Origin of the sequence: Mesorhizobium sp. WSM4306 (genome assembly GCF_007003975.1) — a bacterium.
In the GTDB taxonomy this organism is placed as follows: domain Bacteria; phylum Pseudomonadota; class Alphaproteobacteria; order Rhizobiales; family Rhizobiaceae; genus Mesorhizobium.
Genome location: NZ_VFTC01000043.1, coordinates 16,775 through 42,325 on the forward strand (window position 1 = coordinate 16,775; position 25,551 = coordinate 42,325).

General features: G+C 62.1%; 18 protein-coding genes, 1 tRNA gene and 1 pseudogene. 8 read left to right on the forward strand and 12 right to left on the reverse strand.

What is annotated here, in order from left to right; all coding sequences use genetic code 11:
- Positions 1-185: 185 nt before the first annotated feature.
- The 3 genes from FJV77_RS30245 to FJV77_RS30255 all read right to left on the reverse strand — a co-directional run bounded on the left by FJV77_RS30245 (position 186) and on the right by FJV77_RS30255 (position 2,560).
- Entirely contained in the window at positions 186-1,547 is a 1,362-nt protein-coding gene (locus FJV77_RS30245) for an integrase (protein WP_142870031.1), read from the reverse strand.
- Positions 1,548-1,676: 129 nt separating this feature from the next.
- Positions 1,677-1,753, reverse strand: a tRNA-His gene (locus FJV77_RS30250).
- 348 nt (positions 1,754-2,101) lie between these two features.
- Positions 2,102-2,560, reverse strand: coding sequence for a phasin (locus tag FJV77_RS30255; RefSeq protein ID WP_142870032.1), 459 nt, complete (start codon positions 2,558-2,560; stop codon positions 2,102-2,104).
- A 299-nt stretch (positions 2,561-2,859) separates the two neighbouring features.
- On the opposite strand from FJV77_RS30255, the gene FJV77_RS30260 reads away from it, so the two are divergent.
- Positions 2,860-6,834, forward strand: a complete 3,975-nt coding sequence (locus tag FJV77_RS30260) for a PAS domain S-box protein (RefSeq protein ID WP_142870033.1) — start codon at positions 2,860-2,862, stop codon at positions 6,832-6,834.
- Positions 6,835-7,091: 257 nt separating this feature from the next.
- Here the strand turns inward: FJV77_RS30260 and FJV77_RS30265 are convergent, their stop codons facing one another.
- Positions 7,092-9,050 carry an acetoacetate--CoA ligase gene (locus FJV77_RS30265; RefSeq protein ID WP_142870034.1) on the reverse strand — a complete coding sequence of 653 codons (1,959 nt, stop codon included), beginning with the start codon at positions 9,048-9,050 and terminating at the stop codon, positions 7,092-7,094.
- Positions 9,051-9,377: 327 nt separating this feature from the next.
- On the opposite strand from FJV77_RS30265, the gene FJV77_RS30270 reads away from it, so the two are divergent.
- Positions 9,378-11,231, forward strand: a complete 1,854-nt coding sequence (locus FJV77_RS30270; RefSeq protein ID WP_142870035.1) for an AsmA family protein — start codon at positions 9,378-9,380, stop codon at positions 11,229-11,231.
- A gap of 321 nt (positions 11,232-11,552) precedes the next feature.
- On the opposite strand, the gene FJV77_RS30275 is transcribed toward FJV77_RS30270, so the two are convergent.
- The 7 genes from FJV77_RS30275 to FJV77_RS30305 all read right to left on the reverse strand — a co-directional run bounded on the left by FJV77_RS30275 (position 11,553) and on the right by FJV77_RS30305 (position 19,635).
- The gene (locus tag FJV77_RS30275; protein WP_142870036.1) at positions 11,553-12,371 is read right to left on the reverse strand and encodes an ABC transporter permease subunit; all 819 of its coding nucleotides are present in this window, start codon (positions 12,369-12,371) and stop codon (positions 11,553-11,555) included.
- Entirely contained in the window at positions 12,368-13,333 is a 966-nt protein-coding gene (locus FJV77_RS30280; protein ID WP_142870037.1) for an ABC transporter permease subunit, read from the reverse strand. The genes FJV77_RS30275 and FJV77_RS30280 overlap by 4 nt, the downstream gene beginning before the upstream one ends.
- Positions 13,334-13,341: 8 nt before the next feature.
- Positions 13,342-14,481, reverse strand: coding sequence for an ABC transporter ATP-binding protein (locus FJV77_RS30285; RefSeq protein WP_142870038.1), 1,140 nt, complete (start codon positions 14,479-14,481; stop codon positions 13,342-13,344).
- Positions 14,482-14,562: 81 nt separating this feature from the next.
- Entirely contained in the window at positions 14,563-15,660 is a 1,098-nt protein-coding gene (locus FJV77_RS30290) for a polyamine ABC transporter substrate-binding protein (protein ID WP_142870039.1), read from the reverse strand.
- Between the two features lie 376 nt (positions 15,661-16,036).
- The gene (locus FJV77_RS30295; RefSeq protein WP_142870040.1) at positions 16,037-16,990 is read right to left on the reverse strand and encodes a DMT family transporter; all 954 of its coding nucleotides are present in this window, start codon (positions 16,988-16,990) and stop codon (positions 16,037-16,039) included.
- 165 nt (positions 16,991-17,155) lie between these two features.
- Positions 17,156-18,055 carry a DUF2167 domain-containing protein gene (locus FJV77_RS30300; protein WP_142870041.1) on the reverse strand — a complete coding sequence of 300 codons (900 nt, stop codon included), beginning with the start codon at positions 18,053-18,055 and terminating at the stop codon, positions 17,156-17,158.
- A gap of 146 nt (positions 18,056-18,201) precedes the next feature.
- Positions 18,202-19,635: a short-chain fatty acyl-CoA regulator family protein gene (locus tag FJV77_RS30305; protein WP_142870042.1), complete on the reverse strand. Its 1,434-nt coding sequence runs from the start codon at positions 19,633-19,635 to the stop codon at positions 18,202-18,204.
- A 248-nt stretch (positions 19,636-19,883) separates the two neighbouring features.
- On the opposite strand from FJV77_RS30305, the gene aceA reads away from it, so the two are divergent.
- The 3 genes from aceA to FJV77_RS30320 all read left to right on the forward strand — a co-directional run bounded on the left by aceA (position 19,884) and on the right by FJV77_RS30320 (position 22,208).
- Positions 19,884-21,173: an isocitrate lyase gene (gene aceA / locus FJV77_RS30310; protein WP_142870043.1), complete on the forward strand. Its 1,290-nt coding sequence runs from the start codon at positions 19,884-19,886 to the stop codon at positions 21,171-21,173.
- Between the two features lie 54 nt (positions 21,174-21,227).
- A complete protein-coding gene (locus FJV77_RS30315; protein WP_006202762.1) occupies positions 21,228-21,470 on the forward strand; it encodes a hypothetical protein in 243 nt (80 codons plus the stop codon).
- A gap of 276 nt (positions 21,471-21,746) precedes the next feature.
- On the forward strand, positions 21,747-22,208 hold the full coding sequence (locus FJV77_RS30320; protein ID WP_142870044.1) for a response regulator: 462 nt from the start codon (positions 21,747-21,749) through the stop codon (positions 22,206-22,208).
- 40 nt (positions 22,209-22,248) lie between these two features.
- Here FJV77_RS30320 and FJV77_RS30325 read toward each other — a convergent pair whose 3' ends face one another.
- Positions 22,249-22,965 (reverse strand): HAD family hydrolase, encoded by a 717-nt coding sequence (locus tag FJV77_RS30325; RefSeq protein WP_142870045.1) that lies wholly within the window; start codon positions 22,963-22,965, stop codon positions 22,249-22,251.
- Between the two features lie 87 nt (positions 22,966-23,052).
- Between FJV77_RS30325 and FJV77_RS30330 the strand changes: the two genes are divergently transcribed.
- The 3 genes and pseudogenes from FJV77_RS30330 to FJV77_RS30340 all read left to right on the forward strand — a co-directional run.
- Positions 23,053-23,877, forward strand: a complete 825-nt coding sequence (locus FJV77_RS30330; protein ID WP_142870046.1) for a class I SAM-dependent methyltransferase — start codon at positions 23,053-23,055, stop codon at positions 23,875-23,877.
- 74 nt (positions 23,878-23,951) lie between these two features.
- A complete protein-coding gene (locus FJV77_RS30335; RefSeq protein WP_246691433.1) occupies positions 23,952-24,848 on the forward strand; it encodes an ATP-grasp fold amidoligase family protein in 897 nt (298 codons plus the stop codon).
- 102 nt (positions 24,849-24,950) lie between these two features.
- A pseudogene (locus FJV77_RS30340) lies at positions 24,951-25,551 on the forward strand (glutamine synthetase); the annotation flags it as partial.

Genomic DNA, 25,551 nt, shown 5'->3' on the forward strand with positions numbered 1-25,551 from the left:
ATACTCGCCCACGCCTCGACCAGTCACAGCACAGCGGATTGAGCGAGCGCTCGACCGCGTCGCCGAGATCATCGTGGCGCGAGGCGACCATGGTGAGGCATGGCTCCCGCTATACGACCACTTGGAACGTGCCCTGCAGGATCATCGAGCGAAGGAAGAACGCCTCGCCGCAGTGCGCCAGCGTGTCATACGATCCCAGGATCGAACGGCAACACGATCTTCATAAGTTCCTCTTGCCACATCTTCATGTCACCGCCCTCGCCGTATTTCGGGCGGTCGATCGTGTGCCCCATCAGCATGCGCCGAAGCTCCTCGTCCAGCCTACCGTTCTTCATCCGGTCTTCGAATGAATGGCGCAGTGAATAGACGGTGTGATTGTCAGTCGGGAACAAATTGTAGCTCTTGAAGTGCTTGTTGAGCAGGGCTGATAGCGACGCCTCGCGATCCTTGTACCGCGGGAAGCCCCTAGGATGCTTTTTGAACACCTCAAGCGCCACGCCGACCAGCGGCACCTTGCGTACCGACGAGGCGGTCTTGATCTCTCGTGGATCGTCGGGATCGTCGCGCGGCTCGACAGAAATATGCGGCACCTCATGATCAACATGAATGACACCGGCATGCAGGTTCGCGAGTTCGCTCGGCCGGGCTCCTGTCTCAGCGAAGGCAAGCACGATTCCTCGCGCCTCCTCATTGAGTGCTGCAAGCGCGCCAGGCGCAAATATCTTGTCGCGAATCCAGTCGGTCGGGAACGGCGGCCGACTGCGCTTCGACCTGTCGGTGAATGACAGATCGGCGAACGGATTCTTCTGTTCGGGGAATCCGAGATGACGAAAGTAGTCGGCGTAGAGGGTTCGAAGGTTGCCCATGTTTCGGTTGCCTGTCGATGCCGAACGGTCCGCTCTCCCTTTTTCGGGTGCAATTCGGTCCAGCCAATATTTGTGCACTACTCGCGCGTCGTCGCGTGTGATCCCGCTCATTGGCTTATCCGCGATCAGACCAATGAAGACATCGACGCTCATTTCGCGCTTTGCCTTCCAGCGCTTCCTTTGGTCAGGGCTTTTGGTGCGGATTTCGTCGCGAGCAATCTCGTTGAAATACAGCTTCAGCGCTTCCGATATCTTATCGTCAGGGCGGGCGACCGCGCCGCCGACCGCGTCGATTGATGGCGATTTGGCAGGCTCCCCTATTGTGCTCTCGACCCGCTGCAGGATCGTATCGAGCGGGTCGGCAACCAAGATCTCGGCGAGTGGCCGATAGATGAACCCCAGCGACTCGGCTCGCTTGATGGCTTGGCGGTATCGGACACGCGCCGCCTGTGGATTTTCACCCAACATCAACGAAGCCCACAACGCATTGTCGGCAGCCTCGTGGAGATCTCTGGCGGTACGCGCCTTTATGCGGTCGGTGGTGTCGAGGGCATGGCGCACGAATACGCCACGCTCGTCGAGATCCCTGGCCTCTCTGGGCACCCGGCGGTAGTAATGGAAATGATCGCCCCTCAGTTGTAGGAAGCGGTCAGGATCATGCTCTTCGCGTCGTCTTCCCACGTTTCTAAAACACCATTTGTATCACAATAGGTAACACAATAGGTAACACGAAATGGAAAATCGTCGCAAGGCCTATCACTGTCGGCGGAAAATTCTATAATAAATTCAATTACTTAGTGAGAAAGCCGGTGGTACCGTTGGCTGGGATCGAACCAGCGACCTCCGGATCCACAATCCGGCGCTCTAACCATCTGAGCTACAACGGCACGTTCGCCTGAGCCAGATCGTGGTGAAAAATTCATTCTCCGAGATCCGCTCTGTCGTTCGGCGATGCGTCCAATACGGTCTATCAGAGTCTAATTCAAGGCCTTTGATAAGGCAAAGCCCGGTTCCTCGAGCGGGCACCGCTTTTCAGCAGGCAAAAGAAAAGGCCGGCGGGAGGAGGTGCCGGCCTTTTCCTGTTACGAGCCAGCGGGAGGAGGTGCTGGCTGGTCACCCCGGGGAGCAGAGGGAGGAGGTTCCACTCGCCGGGTATTCACTGAACAACTCTATCGCACATCTATTTGTCTGACAAAATGCGACGTTTTGATGCATGGTAGAGTTGTGCGTAATTATTAGGCGGCCTTGATGTCCTTCAGGGCCTTCTCGAAAGCGGTCTTGACCGGCTTGGAGACCTCTTCGGCGGCCTTTGAAGCAACGGCCTGGAATTCCTTGGCCTGCTCGACGGTCGACTCGACGCGCTTGCGCAGGAAGGCGGTCTGCAGCTCGACGACTTCCGACAGCGACTTGGCGCCGATCAGGGCTTCGAGATGCGAGAAGCCAGCTTCGGCATTGGCGCGCAGAGCAGCGATGGTCTTGAGCGACAGGTCGCTGGAAACGGTCTTGGCGGTCTCGAAGGTCGACTCCAGAACTTTCTGGGTCTCTTCGGCGCCGGTCTTCAGCTTGGAATAGGCTTCCTTCGACTGCTCAACGCCCTTTTCGGCGAAAGCGCGGATCTGGTCGGTCGCCTTGGAGGCGTCGAAGCTCGGGAATTCAACGTTTTCGATGGTCTCAGCGGTTTTGGCCTTGGTCATTTTCCGTCCTTTCGGGGGTAGCGGCTTTGACAAAAAGCCGTCTCGTTCATGTATGATGGCAATATAGCGGTTTTTTTGTGCGATGCAATATCTTTGTTGCAGTGCACCATAAATTTCTTCCGTGACGTTACCCCGGGCAATACCCAAGGGCCGTTAACCAAGAGGCCAGAGATTCCATCTGCTTTCCGCCACGGCTTGTGGACCTTCGCCGCGCGGGCTTTTATTAACAAAGCGTTAACTGCAAATTGCCCGCCTTGTAGGTTCGCCAAGAGGTTTCACCGAAAGGGTCCGCCAAGCGCATGCCTTCCGAGAACTACTCTTTCCTCGATGTCGCCGTGCTCGACGCGGTCCGCCGGCGCTTTGCCGCCGGCGACGCGATCGCGATTCTATCGGCTGATCTCGAACAGGTGATCTGGGCCAACGGGCCGGGCGCGGCGGTGTTCGGCTACCCCGATATCGAAGCCATCATCGGCGCCTCGGCACAGCTGCCGCTGATCGCCAGGCGGCAGATCATGGCGACCGCCGGCTTCCCGAAGATCGGCAGCGACCGCGCCATCACGGTGCGTCTGGCGACCGGCATGACCAGCCGCGCCGTCGGCTTCCTGGCCAGTGCGGTGACCATGCCGGACGGCGAAAGCGCTATCATACTGGCGCTGCCGGCAGCGCAGACCGGCTCGCGCAGTGCTGCCGACATTGCGGCCCGCGCCATCAGCGGCTTTAACGAAGACGGCCATTTCATCGCCTTTGTCGACGCCGCCGGCACCGTCGAGGCGGCTTCGGATGGCTTTGCCGCGCTCGCCATCCGGCCTGAGACGCTGGCGGCGCTCGTCGCCGACGTGGCGAGCCAGGACGACCGCATCGTCAAGCGGCTGGTTCCCGGCGGCGCGACGTCCTATCCGGCGGGATTTGCCCGTCTGACCGAGTCCAGGCATCTGCTGGTGGTCATCGACGAGGATCACCTCCGGGAGGAAAATCCCGTCGGTGAGCTGGATGCCGAACCCGCTGCCGCGCGGCACGATGCGGGCCCGACGCAAGCCGCCCCAGAGGACGCAGTAACGGCGGATGCAGTAGCCGACCAACCCGCAGCAAGCGGGAGTCAGGGCGCACCGCTCGCGGTCGTGCCAGACGTCGCCGAGGCCGCTCCGAGAGCGACTGAGCATGACACTTCGGCGTCAACCGATACAAAGGCAGACGATCGCGGGCAGACCGGCCGCTCGCAGGCGGCGAACGACAGCGCGCCTGTGCAACATGATCATTGGTACTTCCATGCCGGTGAAGAGCCGCAGGCGAGCGAGCCGGACAGCCCGGCACAAGCCGAGCCGGAATCGGCTGTGTCGGCCGAGAATGCGCTGCCGGACAGCGCTGCCACCTCGCCCACCCTGCCCCCCAATGTAACCTCACCGGCTGCGCCACCCTCCGCCCGCGAGATCGACCGCTCGGCGCCGCCGCTGCGTTTCGTCTGGCGCACCGACGCCGACGGCAAGTTCAGCGCGCTGTCGCCAGAGTTCGCCGACATCGTCGGCAAGCCCGCCGCCGACGTGATCGGCCGCCGCTTCAAGGATGTTGCGACAATTTTCGGCCTCGATGCCTCTGGCGAGATCGCCGGCCTGCTCGAACGGCGCGATACCTGGTCGGGCCGCTCGGTGCTGTGGCCGGTTGCCGGCTCCGACCTCAAGATACCGGTCGATCTGGCGGCACTCCCCGTCTATGGCCGCAGCCGCGCCTTCGAGGGGTTCCGCGGGTTCGGCGTCGCCCGCGCCAGCGACGCGGTGGTCGATCCGGAAGCGATCGGCATGGCGCTGGTTCCCAATGGCGTGCCACCGGCAGCAGTTGAGCCAGCGACGGAAGAGACTGTGGCGGAAGCTCCCAAGGCGGCCGATCCGTTCGAGGGCGAAGTGCCGGCGCTGACCATCGTGCCGAAGCAGGAACGGCGTTTCGCCGACAAGGTCATCCGGCTGGCCGAGCATCGGCAGCCCGCCAATGATAAGGGCCTGTCGACGCTGGAACGCAGCGCTTTCCGAGAGATCGGCGAGCGGCTGAAGAAGGACAATCCCCCGCCGGAGCAGCCGGAGACCAGCACGCCGGCCGAACCTGCCAAGCCAGATCAGGTGGCGCCGGCCCAGGCCGGGCCGGACCACGCCAAGGCAGATCAGCCCAAGCCGGATCATGTCGAGGTGGACCAGGCTGAAACGGCCGCGCCAGCCCAGCAACCGGAGGCCTTGAGCCCGGACGAGATCGTCCCGGCTGCGACAGTTGAGCCCTCGGCAACCGCACCCGAAAGCCCAACGGCCGAGACCGAACCGCCGGAAAGCGATGCCGAGGACGAAAAGGATCTGGCGCGGCTCGACGGCGCGCAGCCGGGCGACGTCATTGCGGACAGCGAAGCAGGCGTGAAGGCGCCAATAGTCTCGCGCTCGCTGCTCGACTATGCCGATCCCGAACCAGGCTCCGTCAGCGGAGAAAGCACCGAAGCGACGTCTTCCAACAGCAAATCGGCGCCGGCTTCCGAGCCGAATGAAACCAGCGCACAAGAGATCGTCGAGACCGCCGCGCCACAGCCGGCCGATGCCGGCGAAGACGACAGCATGACTGCCGCCGATTTCCGCGATGCCGAGGACAATGAGGATTGGGCCCCGGCCGACGAGGCGACCGGTTCGGCCGTGCAAGGCGGGGACAGGGCCGGCGATGCGGACACAGCGCCGGCAGAACCGCCGCGCCTGAAAGTGCCGCCGCTCAAGCTTGAAGGGTTCGTGCCCTCGGCATTTTCGGCCGGAGATGAACACAAGGCGCCGGACACCTCGCTGCTCGGTAAATTGCCGGTGCCGCTGCTCATCCATTCCGGTGACGAGCTTCACTACGCCAATGAGGAATTCCTCGGCCTCACCGGCTATCACACGCTCGAGGATTTGAGCGATGCTGGCGGCCTCGACGCCTTGTTTGCCGATCCCTATTCTGAAGCGGCAGATGAAAGCGACCACGCTCTCAGGCTGAAGACGCGCGAGGGCCAAGAATTTCCGATTGAAGCCATCCTGCGTTCGGTGCCGTGGCGCGCCGGCAAGGCGCTGATGCTGGTGGTGCGGCGCACCGGCGACGATGAAGCGCCGGTGGCTGCGCATGTCGCAGCTGAAGAACAGACGCAGCCCGACGTTTCCGAGCTCAAATCGCGCATTGCCGAAATGCGAACCATCATCGACACCGCGACCGATGGCGTCGTGCTGATCGGCCGCGACGGCGATATCCGCTCGATCAGCCGGCCGGCCGAGGCGCTGTTCGGCTTCGACAGCGACGAGGTGATCGGCAAGCCGTTCGCTTCGCTGTTTGCCATCGAAAGCCAGCGCGCGGCGCGCGACTATCTCAACGGCCTGTCCGAGCCCGGCGTGGCGAGCGTCATGAATGATGGCCGCGAGGTGATCGGGCGGGAGGCGCAAGGGCGCTTCATCCCGCTGTTCATGACCATAGGCAGGCTGCCCAACGACAGCGGCTTCTGCGCCGTGGTGCGCGACATCACGCAGTGGAAGCGCGCCGAGGAGGACCTGACCCAGGCGCGCGCGGTGGCTGAGCGCGCCTCCTCGCAGAAGACCGATTTTCTCGCGCGCATCAGCCACGAAATCCGCACGCCGCTCAACGCCATTATCGGCTTCTCCGAGCTGATGGTGGATGAGAAGTTCGGCCCGGTCGCCAATGACCGCTACCGCGACTATCTGCGCGACATCAACCGCTCGGGCAATCATGTGCTCGACCTCGTCAACGACCTGCTGGACATCTCGAAGATCGAGGCCGGCCAGCAGGAGATGGACTACGAGGCGGTGTCGCTCAACGATACACTGGGCGAGACGGTGGCGATGATGCAGCCGCAGGCCAATCGCGAGCGCGTCATCATCCGCTCCAGCTTTGCTTCGCGGCTGCCGGAAGTGGTCGCCGACCTCAGAAGCGTGCGCCAGATCGCGCTCAATATCCTGTCCAACGCCATCCGCTATACGCAGGCCGGCGGCCAGGTGATCGTGTCGACAGCCTATGAAACCTCCGGCGACGTCGTCATGCGGGTGCGTGACACCGGCATCGGCATGAGCCATGCCGAAATCGAGCAGGCGCTGAAGCCGTTCAAGCAGATCAACGCGCTGAAGCGCGGACGCGGTGACGGCACAGGCCTCGGCCTGCCGCTGACCAAGGCGATGGTGGAGGCCAACCGCGCCCGCTTCACCATCACCTCGACACCCGGCGAAGGAACGCTGGTCGAGGTCGCCTTCCCTTCAACGCGTGTGCTGGCGGAATAGAGCCGCCCAACCCGGAACAGGCATAAAGAAAAGGCGTCCAACAGGACGCCTTAAATGGATTTGCTGTCACAACGGGGCTTGAGCGAATCTGATCCTCAGGGGACGAGGAACGGGATTTCTCCCTCAAGTTACGTGCGACTATCGACGCCGGGCCTTAACAACTCCTTACCGGCCGCCCAAAAAATTTACGAATGTGTACCACTCGTGAAATCTAGGTAAATTCGACCGACATATCTCGTTAACCATGCCGACGGCGGTCACTCCGCCAGCTGCGGCAAGTTCCTGAACAGCTCCAGCGCCTCCGGATTGGCCAGCGCCTCCTTGTTCTTGATGGCGCGGCCGTGGACCACGTCGCGCACCGCAAGCTCGGTGATCTTGCCGGATTTGGTGCGCGGAATGTCTGAGACGGCAACGATTTTTGCCGGCACGTGGCGCGGGCTGGCGCCGGTGCGGATCTTCGCCCGGATGCGCTTTTCCAGAGCCTCGTCCAGCGTCACGCCGGCGGCCAGCCGCACGAACAGCACGACGCGTACGTCATTGTCGAAATCCTGGCCGATGCACAGCGCTTCGAGGATTTCCGGCATCTGCTCGACCTGGTTGTAGATCTCCGCCGTGCCGATGCGCACCCCGCCCGGATTGAGCGTCGCGTCGGAGCGGCCATGGATGATCATTCCGCCATGCGCCGTCCATTCGGCGAAGTCGCCATGGCACCAGACATTGTCGAAGCGCTCGAAATAGGCCGCCTGGTATTTCTTGCCGTCAGGGTCGTTCCAGAACCCGATCGGCATCGACGGAAACGCTTTTGTGCAGACCAGTTCGCCTTTCTCCTCGCGAACCGGTTGGCCGTCATCATCCCAGACATCGACGGCAAGGCCGAGGCCGGGGCCCTGGATCTCGCCGGTCCAGACAGCTTGCGTCGGGATGCCGAGAACGAAACAGGAGACGATGTCGGTGCCGCCGGAGACCGAGGCAAGGTGCACGTCCTCCTTGATCCCGTCATAGACAAAGCGAAAGTCCTCTGGCGACAGCGGCGAGCCTGTGGAGGAGATCGCCCGCACGGTCGACAGATCATGGCTGCGGATCGGCTTGAGGCCGGCCTTGCGCACGGAATCGATGAATTTGGCCGAGGTGCCGAAGAAGGTCATCTTCTCGGCATCGGCGAAGCTGAACAGGACATTGCCGTCGGGGTAGAAGGGCGAGCCGTCATAGAGCAGCAGCGTCGCGCCTGACGCCAGGCCCGACACCAGCCAGTTCCACATCATCCAGCCGCAGGTGGTGAAGTAGAAGAAGCGGTCGCCTTCGACGAGGCCGGCATGCAGCCGGTGTTCCTTGACATGCTGGATCAGCGTGCCACCGGCCGAATGGACGATGCATTTGGGAATGCCGGTCGTTCCCGACGAAAACAGGATGTAGAGCGGATGCGCAAACGGCAGGCGCTCGAACGTGACGGACTTTGCCGCAAAAGGCGACAGCGCCTCTTCCAGCGCCACGGCCTTATCGATAATCCCTGCGATATCGCGCGACGTACCGAGATAGTCGACGATCAGCACCTTGCCGACGGTTTCGAGCTTCGTGGCAACGGCAGCGATCTTGTCGGCGACTTCGATCGCCTTGCCATTGTACCAGTAGCCGTCCGGCGCGATGAAGACGACAGGCTCGATCTGGCCGAAACGGTCGAGCGCGCCCTGTTCGCCGAAATCGGGGGAACAGGACGACCAGACCGCGCCAATCGAGGCGGCCGCCAGCATGGCGGCGACGGTTTCCGGCATGTTGGGCATCATCGCCGCGATGCGGTCGCCCTTTTTCACCTTGAGCGACAGGAAAAGCTGCTGAAAGCGCGAGGTCAGCTGGTGCAGTTCGTTCCACGACAGTCGCCGCTCGATCTTGTCCTCACCGCGAAAGACGATCGCGTCACTCGATCCGGTCTTTTTCAGCAGGTTCTCGGCGAAGTTGAGCGTCGCATCGGGGAAGAACGATGCGCCGGGCATCTTGTCGCCATCGACGAGCACGGTCTCGCCCTTGTCGCCGACAATGCCGCAAAAGTCCCACAGCAGGCTCCAGAAGCCTTGGCGATCCTCGACCGACCAGCGGTGCAGCTCGGCGTAGGAGGCGAAGGATGTGCCGGTTTTGGCTGCCGCCGCCTTCATGAAGGCGGTCAGCGGCGCTGCATCGATCCGGTCTTGCGTCGGGGTCCAGAGCGGTGCTTCGGCAGCCATGATCGATCCTCCTTGAAGCCGGTCGCGTCGCAAGACTGATATGCTTTTGTAATGCATGTCGTTGTCCCGGAACCGCTGCACACTTCCGGGCGGCATGCATTAGCCCCAGCTTTACAGGCGCCGCTGTCCCAAAAACGCCGCGCCTCGTAGCAGGCTGAAGCTGCATCGCTTATGCCTATCGCCATGCGGCAGAGCAAGATTTTGTTCAGCTAAACTCGGCCACATGTGCGCAATTGCCATCGCCGGGCCATAAAGACTTGAAATGCGTCAGCGCTGGGTTACACCCGTCGTGGCGATTTTTGGCGGAATGAAAGCATACGGGGCGATATGCCATCACCTTTGATCCGGCGCGGAATATGGGCGATCGGTGTTGCCGTGCTCGTCATCGCGCTGGTCGTCGCCGCTCTGCCGCTGATTGCCTCGACCCGGATCGTGCGCGACCGCATCGCCTGGGAGATGAGCGCATGGAGCGGTTTCAGGGTCACCATTGACGGTTCGCCGCGCATCGAGGTGTGGCCGAACTTCCGCGCCATATTGAGCGACGTCACGCTGTCGCAGTGGACCGAGACCGACGCGCCGCCGGTGATCGAAGCCGAGCGGGTCGAGGTCGACCTTTCAGCCATGGCGGCGCTGCAGGGCGATGTGGTGTTTTCGACGGCGCGGCTGGTGCGGCCGACGATCCGGGTTCAGCGCACCGCAAACGGCATGTTTCTGCCCGCCATGCCGACCGGAGGGCGCATCACGCGCTCCATCGACACCGCGCGCGGCGTGGTCGGCGCCGATCCGGCGAAGCCTGATCTGAGCAAGCTGCCGACCGATCCGTTCGGCACCGTGGAGTTCAGGGATGGCCGCATGGTCGCCTCCATCGGCGGCAAGGACGTCGAATTGCTGACCAGCGTCAGCGGCCAGGCGAACTGGGCGGCGATGAACAGCAATGCGACCTTGTCGGCGACCGGCATCTGGCGCGGCGAAAGCGTCACCGTCGATGCGTCCTCGCCCAAGCCGCTGGTGTTGTTTGCCGGCGGTGCTGCGCCAATCACCTTTTCGTTCAAGGCGGCCCCTGCCAGCTTCTCATTCGACGGCACGGCCGGCATGTCGCAAAACGCCTATTTCGACGGCCAGGTGAAATTCGCCGCACCGTCGCTGCGGCGCGTGCTGGAATGGTCGCAGGCCGGATTTGCACCGGGCGCCGCAATCGGCTCGGTGTCGATTTCGAGCAAGATCACGGCGACGGCCGGCCGCATCAAGTTCGAAAACACGGCGGTCGCGCTCGACAACAACCCGGGAATGGGGGCTCTGGACTTCTCGTTCGGCGACGCCTTGCCGGTGATTTCCGGCACGCTCGCCTTCGATACGCTCGACCTCAGGTCGCTGTTCTCCGCCTTCACGCCGCTGGCGCCCACCGGCGAAACCGGCCCCGGGGAAATCGACACCAGCTTTGCCGACCGCGTCAATCTCGATCTGAGGCTATCGGCGGCGCATGCCTCGGCCGGCGCGATCCAGCTTGCTGACGTCGCCGCCACCGCGCAGGTCAAGAACGGGCTTGCCGTCTTCGATATCTCCGATGCGTCGGCCTTTGGCGGCAACGTTCAGAGCAGCCTGCGCTTCGACCGCAAGCCCGAGGGTTCGCAGGTCGAGATCCGGCTGCTCGCCTCCGACATTGACGGCGCCGCTTTCGGCACGGCTGCCGGCATGACGCGATTGGTGCCGGCCAGCACCGGTACGGTCTCGGTCATTCTCAAAGGGCCGGGCAAATCCTGGGACTCGATCTTCGAGAACGCTGACGGCTCGGTCTCGGCGACGTTCGGGCCAGGCGCACTGAGCGGGCTCAATTTGCCGGCGTTTCTGAAGCACACCGAACAGGGCGGCTTCTTCGCGCTCGACGATGTCTCGGACGGGACGCTGCCGATCGACGGCGCCGAGCTCAAGGCCACCATCTCGAAGGGCGTGGCGCGGCTGGACAAGGCCGAGGCCAATTCGGCGAAATACAAGATCTGGCTATCCGGCATCGCGTCCTATGGCGGACGCGGGCTGGCGCTGTCGGGCGGTATCACCCAGGCCGATCCGGCGGCAGCGCCCGCCAATGGCCAGCAGGGGCCCAACCAGTCGTCCTTTTTCGTCGGCGGCACCTGGAGCACACCGTTCATTTCGCCGATCAGCCGCGGCATCTCAGGCGAATAGGCTAAGCGGTGTCGATATTCAGGTGAGGCCGGTCTGCGTTTCGGGCGAATAGACGAGCCCTCGAGAGCGGGCTGATCGCATATGGCATCGCCAGCCCCCGCTCCGTCTCGGCTTCGCCGAGCCACCTCTCCCCCATGTTCATAGGGGATGAGGAAAGGCCAAGCTTTTCAAGGCAGCGACCTCAACGATTGGCATTTCCTCTCCCCCACGGACGTGTAGAGGTGGCTCGGCGAAGCCGAGACGGAGTGGGGGTCTGGCACCGCCCCACGCGATTAGCCGTCCTTGAAAGAGAGCCGGCCTATCCCAGCTGCTTTCGTCCACTCAGCCGCGCTGCGCGGCCTGTTCGTCGAGCTGACGCTGCACCTCACGCCGCTTGTTGGCGACCGAGGCGATGATGACACCGACCGCCACAACCGCGATCAGGATGGTGCAGGCGGCATTGATCTCCGGCGTTACGCCGAGACGCACCTGGCTGTAGATCTTCATCGGCAGCGTGGTGGCGCCGGGGCCAGAGGTGAAACTGGCGATGACCAGATCGTCGAGCGACAGCGTAAAGGCCAGCATCCAGCCGGAGACGATGGCCGGCATGATGACCGGCAGCGTGATCTGGAAGAAGGTCTTCACAGGTGTTGCGCCGAGATCCATCGCGGCCTCCTCCAGCGACCGGTCGAACGAGACCAGGCGCGACTGCACGACAACGGCGACGAAGCACATGGTCAAAGTGATGTGGGCAAGCGTGACGGTGAAGAAACCACGGTCGAGACCGACGGCAACGAACAACAACAGCAACGACAGACCGGTGATGACTTCCGGCATGACCAGCGGCGCGAACACCATGCCGGAAAACAGGATGCGGCCCCGGAAGCGGGTGTAGCGGGTCAAGGTCAGGGCCGCCAGCGTGCCGAGCACGGTCGCCACCGTGGCGGAGATGACACCGACGCGCGCGGTGACCCAAGTGGCGTCCATCAGCCCCTGATTGTGGAACAGCGAGACATACCATTTGGTCGAGAAGCCGCCCCAGACGGTGACCAGTTTCGATTCGTTGAAGGAGAAGACGACGAGCAGCACGATCGGCAGATAGAGGAAGGCAAAGCCCAGCACGACCGAGGTGACGTTGAAGCGGCTCCAGGTGGGGTTCATTTGTCCTGCTCCTGGGCGCGTGCCTGAGCCTGCTGGAAGAGCATGATCGGTACGATCAAGAGCAGCAGCAGGATGACGGCGACGGCCGACGACACCGGCCAGTCACGGTTGGCGAAAAACTCGTTCCACAAGGTCTTGCCGATCATCAGCGTCTGCGAGCCGCCGAGCAGGTCTGGAATAACGAACTCGCCGACAGCCGGGATGAACACCAACAGGCAGCCGGCGATGACGCCGGGCAGCGACAGCGGGAAGGTGATCTTCCAGAAGGCGGCGGTCGGCGGACAGCCGAGGTCCTTAGCCGCCTCGATCAGCGAATAATCCATCTTTTCCAGCGACGAATAGAGCGGCAGCACCATGAATGGCAGGTAGGAATAGACGATGCCGATGAAGATCGCCGTGTAGGTGTTGAGGATGATCAGCGGCTGATTGATGACGTGCAGCGACAGCAGCAGCTGGTTGAGCAACCCTTCGGGCTTGAGGATGCCGATCCAGGCGTAGACGCGGATCAGGAACGAGGTCCAGAACGGCAGGATCACCAGCATCAGCAAGGTCGGGCGGATCGTCGCCGGCGCGCGCGCCATACCGTAGGCAATGGGGAAGCCGACGAGCAAGGTCAGGATCGTCGAGACTGCAGCGATAATGACGCTGGTGACATAGGCTTTGAAGTAAAGCGCGTCCTGCGTCAGCCAGACATAATTGTCGAAGTTGAGATCGCGGAAGCCGGCGAAGAAACCGGAAATGCCGTCCGTGAAGTCGAGCACCGGCGTGTAGGGCGGCATGGCGATTGCCGACTGCGACAGCGAAATCTTGAAGACGATGATGAACGGGATGAAGAAGAAGAACAGCAGCCAGAGATAGGGGACGATGATGACGAGCCGGCTGACAAAGCCGGCACCGAGCCGTGTCAGCAATGGTTTGGCCGCGGTCGACGGACCGGAGTCGGTGATGGCGATGTTGGACATGGCCGCCCCTACCGTGTCAGCACGACGCCGGCGTCCGGCCGGAAGGAAACCCAGGCGCGGTCGTTCCAGGTCAGCGGATCCTCGGTGACGCGCGCCGCGTTGAGCGCGCTTGCCCTGATCATCTGCCCGTCATCCAGCCTGATGTGGTAGACGGTCATGTCGCCGAGATAGGCGACGTCGTAGACTTCGCCCTCCAGCGCATTGACGGCGTCCGCCGGCTTCTTCGACGTTACCTTGATCTTCTCCGGCCTGATGGCGAAGACGATGTCGGAACCGGCCTTTGAATCGGTGCTGTTTTCGACGACGATCTGGGCGCCTGTCGCGCCGGTGATGCGCGTGGTGTTTGCCGCCCGCTCGGCGACCTTGCCTTCAAACATGTTCACATTGCCGACGAAGTGGGCGACGAAGCGTGACGTCGGGGCCTCGTACACTTCCGCCGGCGTCGCCACTTGCATGACCTCGCCCTTGTCGATGATGGCGATGCGGTCGGCCATTGTCATTGCTTCTTCCTGGTCGTGGGTGACGACGACGAAGGTCAGGCCAAGATTTTGCTGCAGGTCCATCAGCTCGAACTGCGTTTCCTCGCGCAGCTTCTTGTCGAGCGCACCAAGCGGTTCATCGAGCAGCAGCACTTTCGGCCGCTTGGCAACCGAGCGGGCGAGGGCGACGCGCTGGCGCTGGCCGCCGGAGAGCTGGTGCGGCTTACGCTTGGCGAACTGCTCGAGCTTGACCAGCTTCAACATCTCGGCAACGCGTTTTTCGATGTCCGGCGCCGGCATGCCTTCCTGCTTGAGGCCGAAGGCGATGTTCTTTTCCACCGTCATATGCGGGAACAGCGCATAGGACTGGAACATCATGTTGACCGGACGGCGATAGGGCGGGATGCCGCGTAAATCCTGACCGTCGAGAAGGATGCGGCCGGCGGTCGGCTCTTCGAAGCCAGCGAGCATCCGCAGCAGCGTCGACTTTCCGCAGCCGGACGCGCCGAGCAGGGCGAAGAACTCGCGCTCGAAAATGGTCAGCGACAGATTGTTGACGGCGGTGAAGTCACCGAACTTCTTGGTGACGTTCTCAAATTGAATGTATGGCTTGGCGTTCGGGTCGTTCCATGGCGCGAAATCCCTGCGGATGCTGCCAAGCGATTTCATGTCCCACTCCGTCCTGTTTTTTTGCTTCTCGCCCCAGAAGAATGGCCCCGGCAGGTGACTGCCGGGGCCATGTCGCATTGCTTACTGGCCGGTGACGATCTTGGTCCAGCTGCGCGTGATCAGACGCTGCGTCTTGGGATCGTAGGGCTGGACCGTATAGAGTTTTTTCAAGGTCTCGGCGTCCGGATAGACCGCCGGATCATCCAGCAGCGCCTTGTCGACGAACTGCTGCGAAGCCTTGTTGCCGTTGGCGTACAGCACATAGTTGGACGACTTGGCGATCACTTCCGGCTTCATCAGGTAGTTGAGGAATTCGAGCGCCTCGGCGACATGCGGCGCATCGGCAGGGATCGCCATCTGGTCGAACCACATCTGCGCGCCTTCCTTGGGCACGGAATAGCCGATCTCGACGCCCTGCTTGGCCTCCACGGCCCGGTTGCGCGCCTGGAAGACGTCACCCGACCAGCCGACCGCCAGGCAGATATCGCCATTGGCGAGCGCGTTGATGTATTCCGACGAGTGGAATTTGCGGATGTAGGGCCGCACCTTCAGCAAGGTTTCCTCGGCCTTGGCGATGTCGTCGGGCGAGGTGCTGTTGGGGTCGAGGCCGAGATATTTCAGTGCCGCCGGGATGATGTCGGCCGGCGAGTCCAGCACATAGACGCCGCAGTCCTTCAGCTTGGCCAGGCTGTCGGGATTGAAGAACACATCCCAGCTGTCGATCTTGTCGGTGCCGAGTGCGGCCTGCACCTTCTTGATGTTGTAGCCGATGCCGACGGTGCCCCACATGTAGTTGATCGAGTATTCGTTGCCGGGATCGTATTTGGCGGTCCGTTCCAGAACGGTGTCCCACATATTGGAGATGTTCGGCAGCTTCGACTTGTCGAGCTTCTGGAACACACCGGCCTGAATCTGACGCGCCAGGAAATTGCCACTGGGCACGACGACGTCATAGCCGCTGCCGCCGGCAAGCAGCTTGGTCTCGAGGATCTCGTTGGAATCGAAGGTGTCATAGACCACCTTGATGCCGGTTTCCTTGGTGAAGTCGTCGATGATCGAGCTGTCGATATAGTCCGACCAGTTGAAGACATTGACGACGCGGTCCTCGGCATGGCCACCGACGGTGAAAAGCGTCAGAAATGCCGAGGTTGCCGAAAGCCAGAGCGCTTTGCGGATCATGCTGTTCTCCTTTGATGAGTGTTCCTTCGCCAATTCGTCGCTGTTCCAGCGCGATTGGGCATTTGCTTCAGAGTATTGAGCTTTCCGGGCAGCCACAAGCGCCAGCCGCCGGCGCCCTGCGGGCGGTTCGACGAACGGCGGATGATGGCTCTGTGTACCCGCCTGGCGGGCGCGCCGACACCGTCAGAGGCTGTCGCCGTGGCGCGGGCAGGGATACGACGCTGTGATCCGGTCTTGGTCCGACCGGCGGGGACACTTGGCAAGATAAGCCTGTCTTGTTGTTGCCGTGTCTCCAGCCTGCCCGTGCGGTAGCAACATTGTCAATGGCCCATCTCGCGCTTTGGGCGCGCGGCGTCGTCAATTGCGCAAAGGCAGGTCAATTGGGGGACGGCAGACCGGTGACGCCGGGCCGCGCCGGCCGTGCCTGTCGCTTGAATTCGAGCCCGATATGGACAAGCAGCGCGGCAACCACCACTGCGCCGCCGATGATGGTGCGCACCGAGGGCACCTCGGCATGGACGAGCCAGACCCATATCGGGCCAAGGATCGGCTCGAAAGTGCCGAGCAGTGCCGCGATCGTCGCCGGGACCAACCGGGCGCCGGTGGCGAAGAAAGCAAGGCCAAGGCCGAGATTGATGACGCCGAAGGCAAACAGGAAAGCCATGTCGTGGCCGGAAACCGCGAACTGCGTGGCTTGCGACGCGGCAAACGCCGCTGCCAGCATCGTGCCGAGGCAGGTCGCCGGTGTCATGCGGACATGGGCGAAGCGACGGGTGATGACGGTGGCGATGGAGAACATGACCGCAATCAACAGCGCCAGCCCGTCGCCGATCGGCGATACGGCGCCGTCGAGCGATTCCGACACCATGATAGCGACGCCGGCGATGACGGCGGCGATCGCCACCCAGGTCGCGACGGCGACGCGCTCGCGAAACAGCACCCAGGCAAGCAAAGCCGCCAGCAGCGGCACACCGGCCTGCATCAACAGGATATTGGCGACGGTGGTGTAGGCGAGGGCGACAACGAAGCACGTCGAGGCGGTGGCGAAGCACACGGCCACGGCAAGGCCGGGCAGACCCATGTCGCGAAACAGCCGCGGCACGCCGCGCCAGCCGTCGCGCCAGGCCATGAAGCAAATCAGGAACGCAGCCGCCCACAGCGAGCGCCAGAACACCACCGTCCAGCTGTCGGCGGTGTCGATAAAGCGGGCAATGGTGCCGCCAAAGCTCCACATCAGCGCCGACAGGAACACCAGCAGGAAGCCGATGCGCTCCTCGCGCGGCGACACGGTCGGCGAAACAGTTATCGGCATTGATGCGGTGTCGGTCATGGGCTGCGACTGTCGGCTATCTCGGAATGGCATGATGAACAATGGACGACAGACGTGCCGCATTCGCCTAGCGCAAAGGCTACGGCCGGACGTGATCCAGCCCGGCATTCCCTTTGGCGCACAGCCTGCCAGCCGGCGGCATTCAGTCGAAAAAGTCGATGGCGCCTACGACGTGCTCTTGTTACCCCGGATAAAGCGCCAGAGACCGGCCAGCGGAACCAACAGGAGAATGCCGAACTTCTTCAGCGCGACCAGCGCGACCGCAATGAGCCCTGCCTTGGCCGCCAGTTTGCCGGCGATGAGGCCGCCAATGCCGACCGCAGCCACGGTGTCGGTGCCGGGCAGGAAGTCGGTGTATTTCTTGCCGGTGTTGAAGTCGGCAACGCCGAGCACTTCATCCAGGCTCTGCTTGATCTCCGGCAATTGCTCCACCGTGGCGATGTAGCTCATCACGAAGACGCCTTCCCGGCCGAGAAAACGGACATCGTAGTTGAGCGTATGGACGGCATCGTCGCCGAACTGCAACTCCTTTGCCCAGTGCAGCCGCTTGTGGACGAAATCATAGACAGGGGGCGAAGCCCAGCCAATCAGCTTGATCGGCTGATAACCGTCCTTCACCCGCTGATCGTTGGCCGACAAAGTGTCCGCCTGCATGCTGCTCAGCAATTCGGCGTAGTCGATGGAGGCGGCGTCGCCGTCATCGACATGGCCAATCTTTTCATAGCGCAGCTCGATGCCCCAACCGTTGCCGGCGATCGGCTCATACTTGGCCGGGAAAATCATGCCGATCGCTTCAGAGGCGGTATCAGGCGGGTTGCCCCAGGCCTCGGTCAGAACGGATGTCGCATCCTTCTTGTCCAGGAAGTAGAACTTGTCCTTGAGATCGAGATGAATGCCTTCGGGAAGGTCGACCGCGCCGGTCTTCGGATCGATCTTGTCCAGGAAGGCCTTGCCGTCATCACTATACTGTTGATAATCCTTGAAGAATTCAGAGGATTTTTCTGCCAGAGCAGGCCCTGCCGAAAAGGCAAGCGCCACGCCAAGCCACAAAGCTTTCCTGTCCATAAGCCATCCCCCTTGGCTGCCTCACCTTTCGATACCGCAGCGCCGATGCTTAATCAATATTTCGATCGCCTCGGCTGGACAGGATCTGTATTTCTCGTCGCTAATGTGCAGGCGCCTCTTCGAGGACCAACAAACCTCGACAAGCATCACTGAAAGTCGAAGGCGCTCAAGCCCGTCACCATCTCGTCGAGGCCGAGCGGGCGGGTCACCGGCGGCTCGGCGCGGGCGAGACAGCCGATGCGTTCGCACAGCCGGCAAGCCGGGCCGATCGCCGTGGCGGCGCCCTGTCCGGTCTTTGCCGACCCTGGCAGCCCCGCACCATAGACGATCTCGTCGCGAAAGCCGATATCGCAGCCCAGAAGCAGCGCCGTGCGGCGCGGGCGCTCCGAGAACGAGCCTTGCGGCCCCTCGAGCGTGCGGGCGATGCAAAGGAACTCGGCGCCGTCAGGCATTTCTACCGCCTCGACCAGAATCTGGCCGGGCAGTGCGAAGGCGGCATGGACAGGCAATTTCGGGCAGCCGCCGCCAAAGCGGCTCTGTGGAAAGCCCTGGCCGCCCGCCTTACGGAAGCGGTTTCCCGCATTGTCGACCTCGAGCATGAAGAACGGCACGCCGGAGGCACCCGAACGCTGCAGCGTGATCAGACGGTTGGCCGCCTGCTCGAAGGAAACGCCGAAGCGCGAGCGCAGCACATCGATGTCATAACGGGCCCGAACGGCGGCGGCATGAAAGCCCTGGTAAGGCATCATCAAGGCATGGGCGGCGTAGCGGCCGAGTTCGAAGCGGGCGAGCCGGCGGGCTTCATCGGTGCCGAGCTTCAGCGCCTGAATTTCGCCGGCGACTGCGACGGTCATGCGGATAAGGCAGGCCTCCATGGCGACCTCGCGCAACTGGTCGAAAGGCGACAACCGTTCGGACAGGAACAGGCGCTGCGAATGGCGGTCATAGCGGCGGCGCCAATTCGGCATGGTGGCGACCGGCAACACCTTGACGACGATACCGTATTCGCGTTTCAGCCAAGCTTTCAGCGCGCCGAACAGATCATCGCCCGGGTCGAGCACCGAGGTGAAGGCCTCGGCCTCTTCCTCGAGTGCTGCAAAATGATTCGGCCGGCGTTCGAAAATCTCGTGCACCTCGTCGATCGGCAGCCGTGCGCCGGAGAGTGCGGTGGCCCGGCCCTCGCGCGCCAGCAGCTCGTTGAGGTCGGACAGCCGCTCGGCCTGCTCGCGATAGGCGCGAAACAGCTTTATCATCGCCGCCGACGCGTTGGGGGCGGCTTCGGCGAGCTCGATCAGTTCCTGGTCGCCCGGCAATTCGCCTGAAAGCAGCGGGTCGCCGAACACTTCCTTCAAGGCCGAGATCGACCCCCTCGCCTCACCCTGTAGCTCATGCGGGTCGACCTTGTAGACCGAGGCCAGCTTCAGGATCAGCTGCACCGTCAGTGGCCGCTGGTTGCGCTCGATAAGGTTGAGATAGGAGGGCGAGATGCCGAGGCCTTCGGCCATCGCCGTCTGGGTCAGACCCTTGGCGAGACGGATGCGGCGGATGCGCGGCCCGGCGAAAATCTTCTGGTCGACCATCGGCTGTCCTTGACAGGAATTTTACACCGCTTGCGCGAGATGTAGGCACATCTGTTTTTACAATCGTGACAAATTTACAGCGCTTGTCAGTCAAACACAACACAGGTTTTCTCTTATTTTCTGCGAGATATGGCGGTTTCTCTGGGCTCTCTTCGCGCCGCAATGTAAATGATGTCACACACCGACAGCGCACAGTCTCCGATGGCGCGGCGTTGAAGACACTGGCACCTATTGATCTGGAGTGACTAATGACTGATTTTTACAACCTTGTCCCATCCGCACCCGAAGGCCGCTTCGACGGCATCGAACGGCCTTACTCGCCGGACGATGTGAAACGGCTGCGCGGCTCGGTCCAGATCCGCCAGAGCCTTGCCGAAATGGGCGCCAACCGGCTGTGGAAGCTCATCCACGAGGAGGACTTCGTCAACGCGCTCGGCGCCATGTCGGGCAACCAGGCGATGCAGCAGGTGCGCGCCGGGCTGAAAGCAATCTATCTCTCAGGCTGGCAGGTCGCCGCCGACGCCAACACCGCGTCGGCCATGTATCCGGACCAGTCGCTTTACCCCGCCAATGCGGCGCCGGAACTGGTCAAGCGCATCAACCGCACGCTGCAGCGCGCCGACCAGATCGAGACCTCGGAAGGCAACGGCCTGTCGGTCGATACCTGGTTCGCGCCGATCGTCGCCGATGCCGAAGCCGGCTTCGGCGGACCGCTCAACGCCTTCGAGATCATGAAGGCGTTCATCGAGGCGGGCGCTGCCGGCGTCCACTATGAGGATCAGCTGGCCTCGGAAAAGAAGTGCGGCCATCTCGGCGGCAAGGTGCTGATCCCGACCGCGGCGCATATCCGCAACCTCAATGCGGCGCGCCTTGCGGCCGACGTGATGGGCACGCCGACGCTGGTCGTGGCGCGCACCGACGCGGAAGCGGCAAAGCTTTTGACCTCCGACATTGACGAGCGCGACCAGCCGTTCGTCGACTACGATGCCGGCCGCACGGTCGAAGGCTTCTACCAGGTCAGGAACGGCATCGAACCGTGCATCGCGCGCGCCATTGCCTATGCGCCGCATGCCGACCTGATCTGGTGCGAGACCTCCAAGCCCGATCTGGGGCAGGCCAAGAAGTTCGCCGAGGGCGTGCGCAGGCATCACCCTGGCAAGCTGCTCGCCTATAATTGCTCGCCGTCGTTCAACTGGAAGAAGAACCTCGACGACGCGACGATCGCCAAGTTCCAGCGCGAGCTCGGCGCCATGGGCTACAAGTTCCAGTTCATCACGCTGGCTGGTTTTCACCAGCTCAATTTCGGCATGTTCGAACTGGCCCGCGGCTACAAGGCGCGGCAGATGGCGGCCTATTCCGAGCTGCAGGAAGCCGAGTTCGCGGCCGAAGTGCATGGCTACACCGCGACCAAGCACCAGCGCGAGGTCGGCACCGGCTATTTCGACGCCGTCTCGATGGCAATCAGCGGCGGCCAGTCATCGACAACCGCCATGCATGAATCGACCGAGCATGCCCAGTTCAAGCCGGCAGCGGAATAACAGCAAACAACCAGAGGAAACGCCCAACAGGGCAAGGGACACAGGAGAAGAAAAATGGCATCGATAAGCCGCGTCAAGGAACGTGCAGAAGAGCAGTCCACCACCATGAGCGTCGACCAGCAGGCGACCATCCGCATGCTGGCCAACGACCTGCACAGGCTCAATCAATCGGTGATGAAGGCGGTCGAGGCGGGCGTCTCGGTGGAACTGGTGCGCTCGGCCCGGCACCATGGCGGCGACGGCAATTGGGGTGACCTGCTGATCCCGGTGATCGTCACCCAGCAAAGCCACGGATGATCTTCCCTTACGGAAGCTTTGTGCTTATGGAATCTTCTGACACGGTCATGCACTGGCTGATTTCAACGTCACTCGCGCGTTTTCAGCGCGGGTGACTTTCGCTTTTGAGCGCTAACTTAACTACAGTTTGTAACCAGACCTTGGTTTCGCGGTTTAATATTTCTGGCTATATTTCCCGGCTCCGCCATTTCAGCTTGACATGGCGCGCGATCTCGCGCCAATTGGCTCTCGTATTTCAACCCTGCATTGAAGCAGCGCCGAGTGCCCGCCCCGCCCATGTGCCCTGTAAATCGCGAGACCGACACCGCCAAACATCTGAAGTCGACAAGCAGGGATGCGAACTCCGAGATATCAACGGATTTCTCCCACGTGCTGGTCGTCGGAAAATCGCCGATCAACCGGGTGGTGGTGTCGAAGATCGTCGAGAAGTCCGGACTGAAGCCGATCTCCGAGTCACTCGAAATGGCGACCAAGACACTGCGCACCCTCATTCCGGGCGCCGTCGTTCTCGATGGCGGCGCCGACAACAAGGATTGCGACGCGCTGATGTCGGCCATCGATGCCTTGCGGCGAGCGTCGGGCCGGTCGCTTCCCTCGGTGATCCTGCTTTCAACCAAGACCGGCACACCTGAAAGCCTCGGCCTGTCCAGCGTGGTCGATGTGGTGGTGACCAAGCCGATCACCACCGAAAGGCTGCAGCCGGTGATCGACCGGCTGATCGGTCTCGGGCGCGGCTGATCGCACTCCGCGGCTCACTGTCTGAAACGAGGTAAGGCGGTCAACCTTTCCTGTCGATGCTTTCGATCAAAGCCGGCAGTTCGCCCAGATCAACAACCTGCCGAAAGCGCGGTGCTTCGACCGGCGGCTCGACGTGCTCCAGCACCCAGGTCAGTTCGTGCGGCACGTGGACGCCCCAGCTGCCGGCCTCGATGGCCGGCACAACGTCGGACTTCAGCGAATTGCCGACCATCATGCTGTTGAGCGGGCTACCGCCATGGCGACTGAATATCCGGGCATAGGTGGCGGCGCTCTTGTCGCTGACGATCTCGACGGCGTCGAACAGGTCGCCAAGGCCGGAGGCCGCCAGCTTGCGCTCCTGGTCGAACAGATCGCCCTTAGTGATCAGCACCAGATGATAGGCGCCGGCGAGCCTTTCCACGGTCTCGCGCGCATGCGGCAGCGCCTCGACAGGGTGGCCGAGCATGTCGCGGCCGGCAGCAAGGATTTCGGCGATGGTCGCGGCCGGCACATGGCCCTCGGTCACCTCGATCGCCGTCTCGATCATTGAGAGGGTGAACCCCTTGATACCGAAGCCGTAAACGGCAAGGTTGCGCTTTTCGGCTTCGAGCAGCCGCGCCGAGATGTGCTCGACCTCGCCATGATCGGCGAGCAATGCCGCAAAGCGCTTCTCGGTCAGGCGGAAGAACTGCTCGTTCTGCCACAGCGTATCGTCGGCATCGAAGCCGATGGTTGTCAGATGTTTGCGAGGCTGCATGGTCGACTGCCCGTTTGCGTGAATGTCGTGATGTAGACGTTGTCGCCGGGCGCTGCTAGCTAAGGCAAGGGTTATGGGTTGGGCAATATGACGGAACCGAGCGTCTGGAAGGATAGGCTGGAGCGGATTCTGGGGTCCTTGCAAGGTCATAATCCGACCGAGCTCATCAATGCCATCCGAGATCTCGGCATCGCCATGGGACACGATGCCGGCGAAGGATTGCTTGACGCCCACCCGGAACTCTTCTCGTACCGACCGGCGCTTACCGCCGCATTCGGAAAGATGGTGCAGGCGCAGGACACGGCCGAGATCAGGCAGATGCTGGATCAGGATCTGGATGGTCCGGCATCGTTCGGACGGATCGCGGCAGGGAAAACAAGCATAGGCGTGCTGTCATCAAAGGATGCCTATAACCGCCTCGACGAAGTCTTCGATCATGTCGATTTCGATAATTGCCGCCGCGCCGTCATGGTCGGCTGCGGCGGGCGACCGTTCACCATGTTCCGTATTCACGACCAGACAGAGGTCCCTGAGATCATCGGCCTCGACATCGTTCCCCAAGCCGTCGAAACGGCAAACAGGCTCGCGGCCAAGCTCGGCTATATGCGCATGCGGGCCGAGCTTTGCGACGGGTACGATTATGATTACGGCGACGCTCAGGTTGTCTATGTCGCGAGCATGGTTTCGCCCAAGGCAGCCGTCGTGTCTCGTATCGCCGATACCGCGCCCGACACTGTGCAGATCGTTTTGTGGGAGCCAGTTTCGCTAGGCAGGCTTTGGGCTGAAAATGCGGAACGCACACTTGACCCCCGGCTTGAGGTCATTGGCCGCACGAGCATTTCGCGAAACATGACGAGAGATGTGTTCGTCGCCCGACGAGGCGGTTCATCTTCCACCCGGCAGTTGGGCTGATCGTGCCGGCTCTGGGAACGAGCGATCGAGTGATCCTCGCCCTGGTGCGGGCATGGTGCCTGGTGCGCCATCCCATGATTTGCAAACGCACATTCGACCATAGCGGCGTGTTGCCGGATCCGGCGAGACCCGCTTCCTATGCGGACAAGTTCTTGTGGCGAAAGCTTTTCGACCACAATCCGTTTTTCACGACGGCTTGCGACAAGCTCGCTTCGAAAACCTACGCTTTGTCCACTTGTCCAGAACTCAGGACAGCCGAGGTCCTGTGGTCTGGGGGCGACGCCACAAAGATTCCGGCAGAGCTGTTTGCCGGCAATGTCGTGGTGAAAGCCAACCACGGCTGCCGCTGGAACATGATGATCCGCAATGGCCTTGTGGACAGAGCCAGGCTGCGACGGCGTACCGCTCGCTGGATGCGCCGCCGCTATGGCAGGAAATTCGGCGAATGGGGCTACAGGGACGCCACCAGGCGCATCCTTGTGGAAGAGATGCTGATCGAGAACGGTGAGCCGATCCGCCTGGAATACAAGTTCCACGTTTCTAGCGGGACGACCGCCTATGTCTATGCCGCACGACGGGACGAGCAAGGCAACGAACAAAAATGTCATTTCGACCGTGACGGTAACTATGCGCCGCCGCCGCCAGGAAGCGGCCCCCAATGGGTGAAGATTGACCTGCCTGCATCCTTCCCGCGCATGCTTGAAATCGCGGAGAAACTGACAGCGCCGTTCGATCACATGCGTTGCGATTTCTACGACCTCAACGGCGTCATCTTCTTTTCGGAATTCTCCGTCTATCCGCTGTCCGGCAAAGGCATCATCAACACCCGGCTCAGAGATTTGTGCAGCGACAGTTGGGATTTGCGTCAATCCTGGTTTCTGACCGCACCGCAGACCGGATGGCGCAGGCTCTATGCCGGCGCTTTGAATCGATGGCTGGATACGAACGCGCTGCCCGGCAAATCCTTCTAGCCGAAGTCCGTCCGGTTGCTGGCACAACCTATCAGGTGGCCTCCCCTTCCCTTCCATCACCCGCCCCGGCTATACTCCGAAATCCGCAACCCAATCTGGTGAATGATGCCGCCTGCAAAAAAGGAAGTCCGTCCGTCGAGCCGCGGAGGACGCGTCCGCACGCCTGCCTTCGTGAAAAACCAACGCGGCGTGAAGAACTGGAAGGAAGTCAGCGACTGGCTGGAATGGCGCGGCATCGAAGACATAGAATGCATCACACCAGACCAGGCCGGCGTCGCCCGCGGCAAGATGATGCCGTCCAAGAAATTCACCTCCAACACCTCGCTGGCGCTGCCTTCGGCGGTGTTCATGACGACGATTTCGGGCGGCTATCCCGAGGATGGCAACGGTTTCCACTATCCGGAAGACGATGGCGATCTGAAGCTGATGCCGGATCTGTCGACCCTGACCGTGGTGCCGTGGGAAGAAGACCCGACGGCCGCCGTCATCTGCGATCTCGTCCACCAGGACGGCCGCTCGGTCGAGTTCACGCCGCGCAACGTGCTGAAGCGCGTGCTGGATGCCTATGACAAGCGTGGGCTGAAGCCCGTGGTGGCGCCCGAGATCGAATTCTACCTGGTGCGCAAGAACCCCGATCCGGACTATCCGCTGACGCCGCCGGTCGGGCGTTCGGGACGGGCGATCGGCGGCGGGGCCCGCGAAT

Excerpts from the sequence above, each read along its gene's own strand:
- FJV77_RS30265 (WP_142870034.1), bottom strand. The coding sequence starts at position 9,050 with ATGGCTGCCGAAGCACCGCTCTGGACCCCGACGCAAGACCGGATCGAT.
- FJV77_RS30315 (WP_006202762.1), top strand. The coding sequence starts at position 21,228 with ATGGCATCGATAAGCCGCGTCAAGGAACGTGCAGAAGAGCAGTCCACC.
- FJV77_RS30285 (WP_142870038.1), bottom strand. The coding sequence starts at position 14,481 with ATGAAATCGCTTGGCAGCATCCGCAGGGATTTCGCGCCATGGAACGAC.
- aceA (WP_142870043.1), top strand. The coding sequence starts at position 19,884 with ATGACTGATTTTTACAACCTTGTCCCATCCGCACCCGAAGGCCGCTTC.
- FJV77_RS30335 (WP_246691433.1), top strand. The coding sequence starts at position 23,952 with ATGATTTGCAAACGCACATTCGACCATAGCGGCGTGTTGCCGGATCCG.
- FJV77_RS30330 (WP_142870046.1), top strand. The coding sequence starts at position 23,053 with ATGACGGAACCGAGCGTCTGGAAGGATAGGCTGGAGCGGATTCTGGGG.
- FJV77_RS30280 (WP_142870037.1), bottom strand. The coding sequence starts at position 13,333 with ATGTCCAACATCGCCATCACCGACTCCGGTCCGTCGACCGCGGCCAAA.
- FJV77_RS30305 (WP_142870042.1), bottom strand. The coding sequence starts at position 19,635 with ATGGTCGACCAGAAGATTTTCGCCGGGCCGCGCATCCGCCGCATCCGT.
- FJV77_RS30300 (WP_142870041.1), bottom strand. The coding sequence starts at position 18,055 with ATGGACAGGAAAGCTTTGTGGCTTGGCGTGGCGCTTGCCTTTTCGGCA.
- FJV77_RS30270 (WP_142870035.1), top strand. The coding sequence starts at position 9,378 with ATGCCATCACCTTTGATCCGGCGCGGAATATGGGCGATCGGTGTTGCC.
- FJV77_RS30255 (WP_142870032.1), bottom strand. The coding sequence starts at position 2,560 with ATGACCAAGGCCAAAACCGCTGAGACCATCGAAAACGTTGAATTCCCG.
- FJV77_RS30320 (WP_142870044.1), top strand. The coding sequence starts at position 21,747 with ATGTGCCCTGTAAATCGCGAGACCGACACCGCCAAACATCTGAAGTCG.
- FJV77_RS30260 (WP_142870033.1), top strand. The coding sequence starts at position 2,860 with ATGCCTTCCGAGAACTACTCTTTCCTCGATGTCGCCGTGCTCGACGCG.
- FJV77_RS30325 (WP_142870045.1), bottom strand. The coding sequence starts at position 22,965 with ATGCAGCCTCGCAAACATCTGACAACCATCGGCTTCGATGCCGACGAT.
- FJV77_RS30275 (WP_142870036.1), bottom strand. The coding sequence starts at position 12,371 with ATGAACCCCACCTGGAGCCGCTTCAACGTCACCTCGGTCGTGCTGGGC.
- FJV77_RS30295 (WP_142870040.1), bottom strand. The coding sequence starts at position 16,990 with ATGACCGACACCGCATCAATGCCGATAACTGTTTCGCCGACCGTGTCG.
- FJV77_RS30290 (WP_142870039.1), bottom strand. The coding sequence starts at position 15,660 with ATGATCCGCAAAGCGCTCTGGCTTTCGGCAACCTCGGCATTTCTGACG.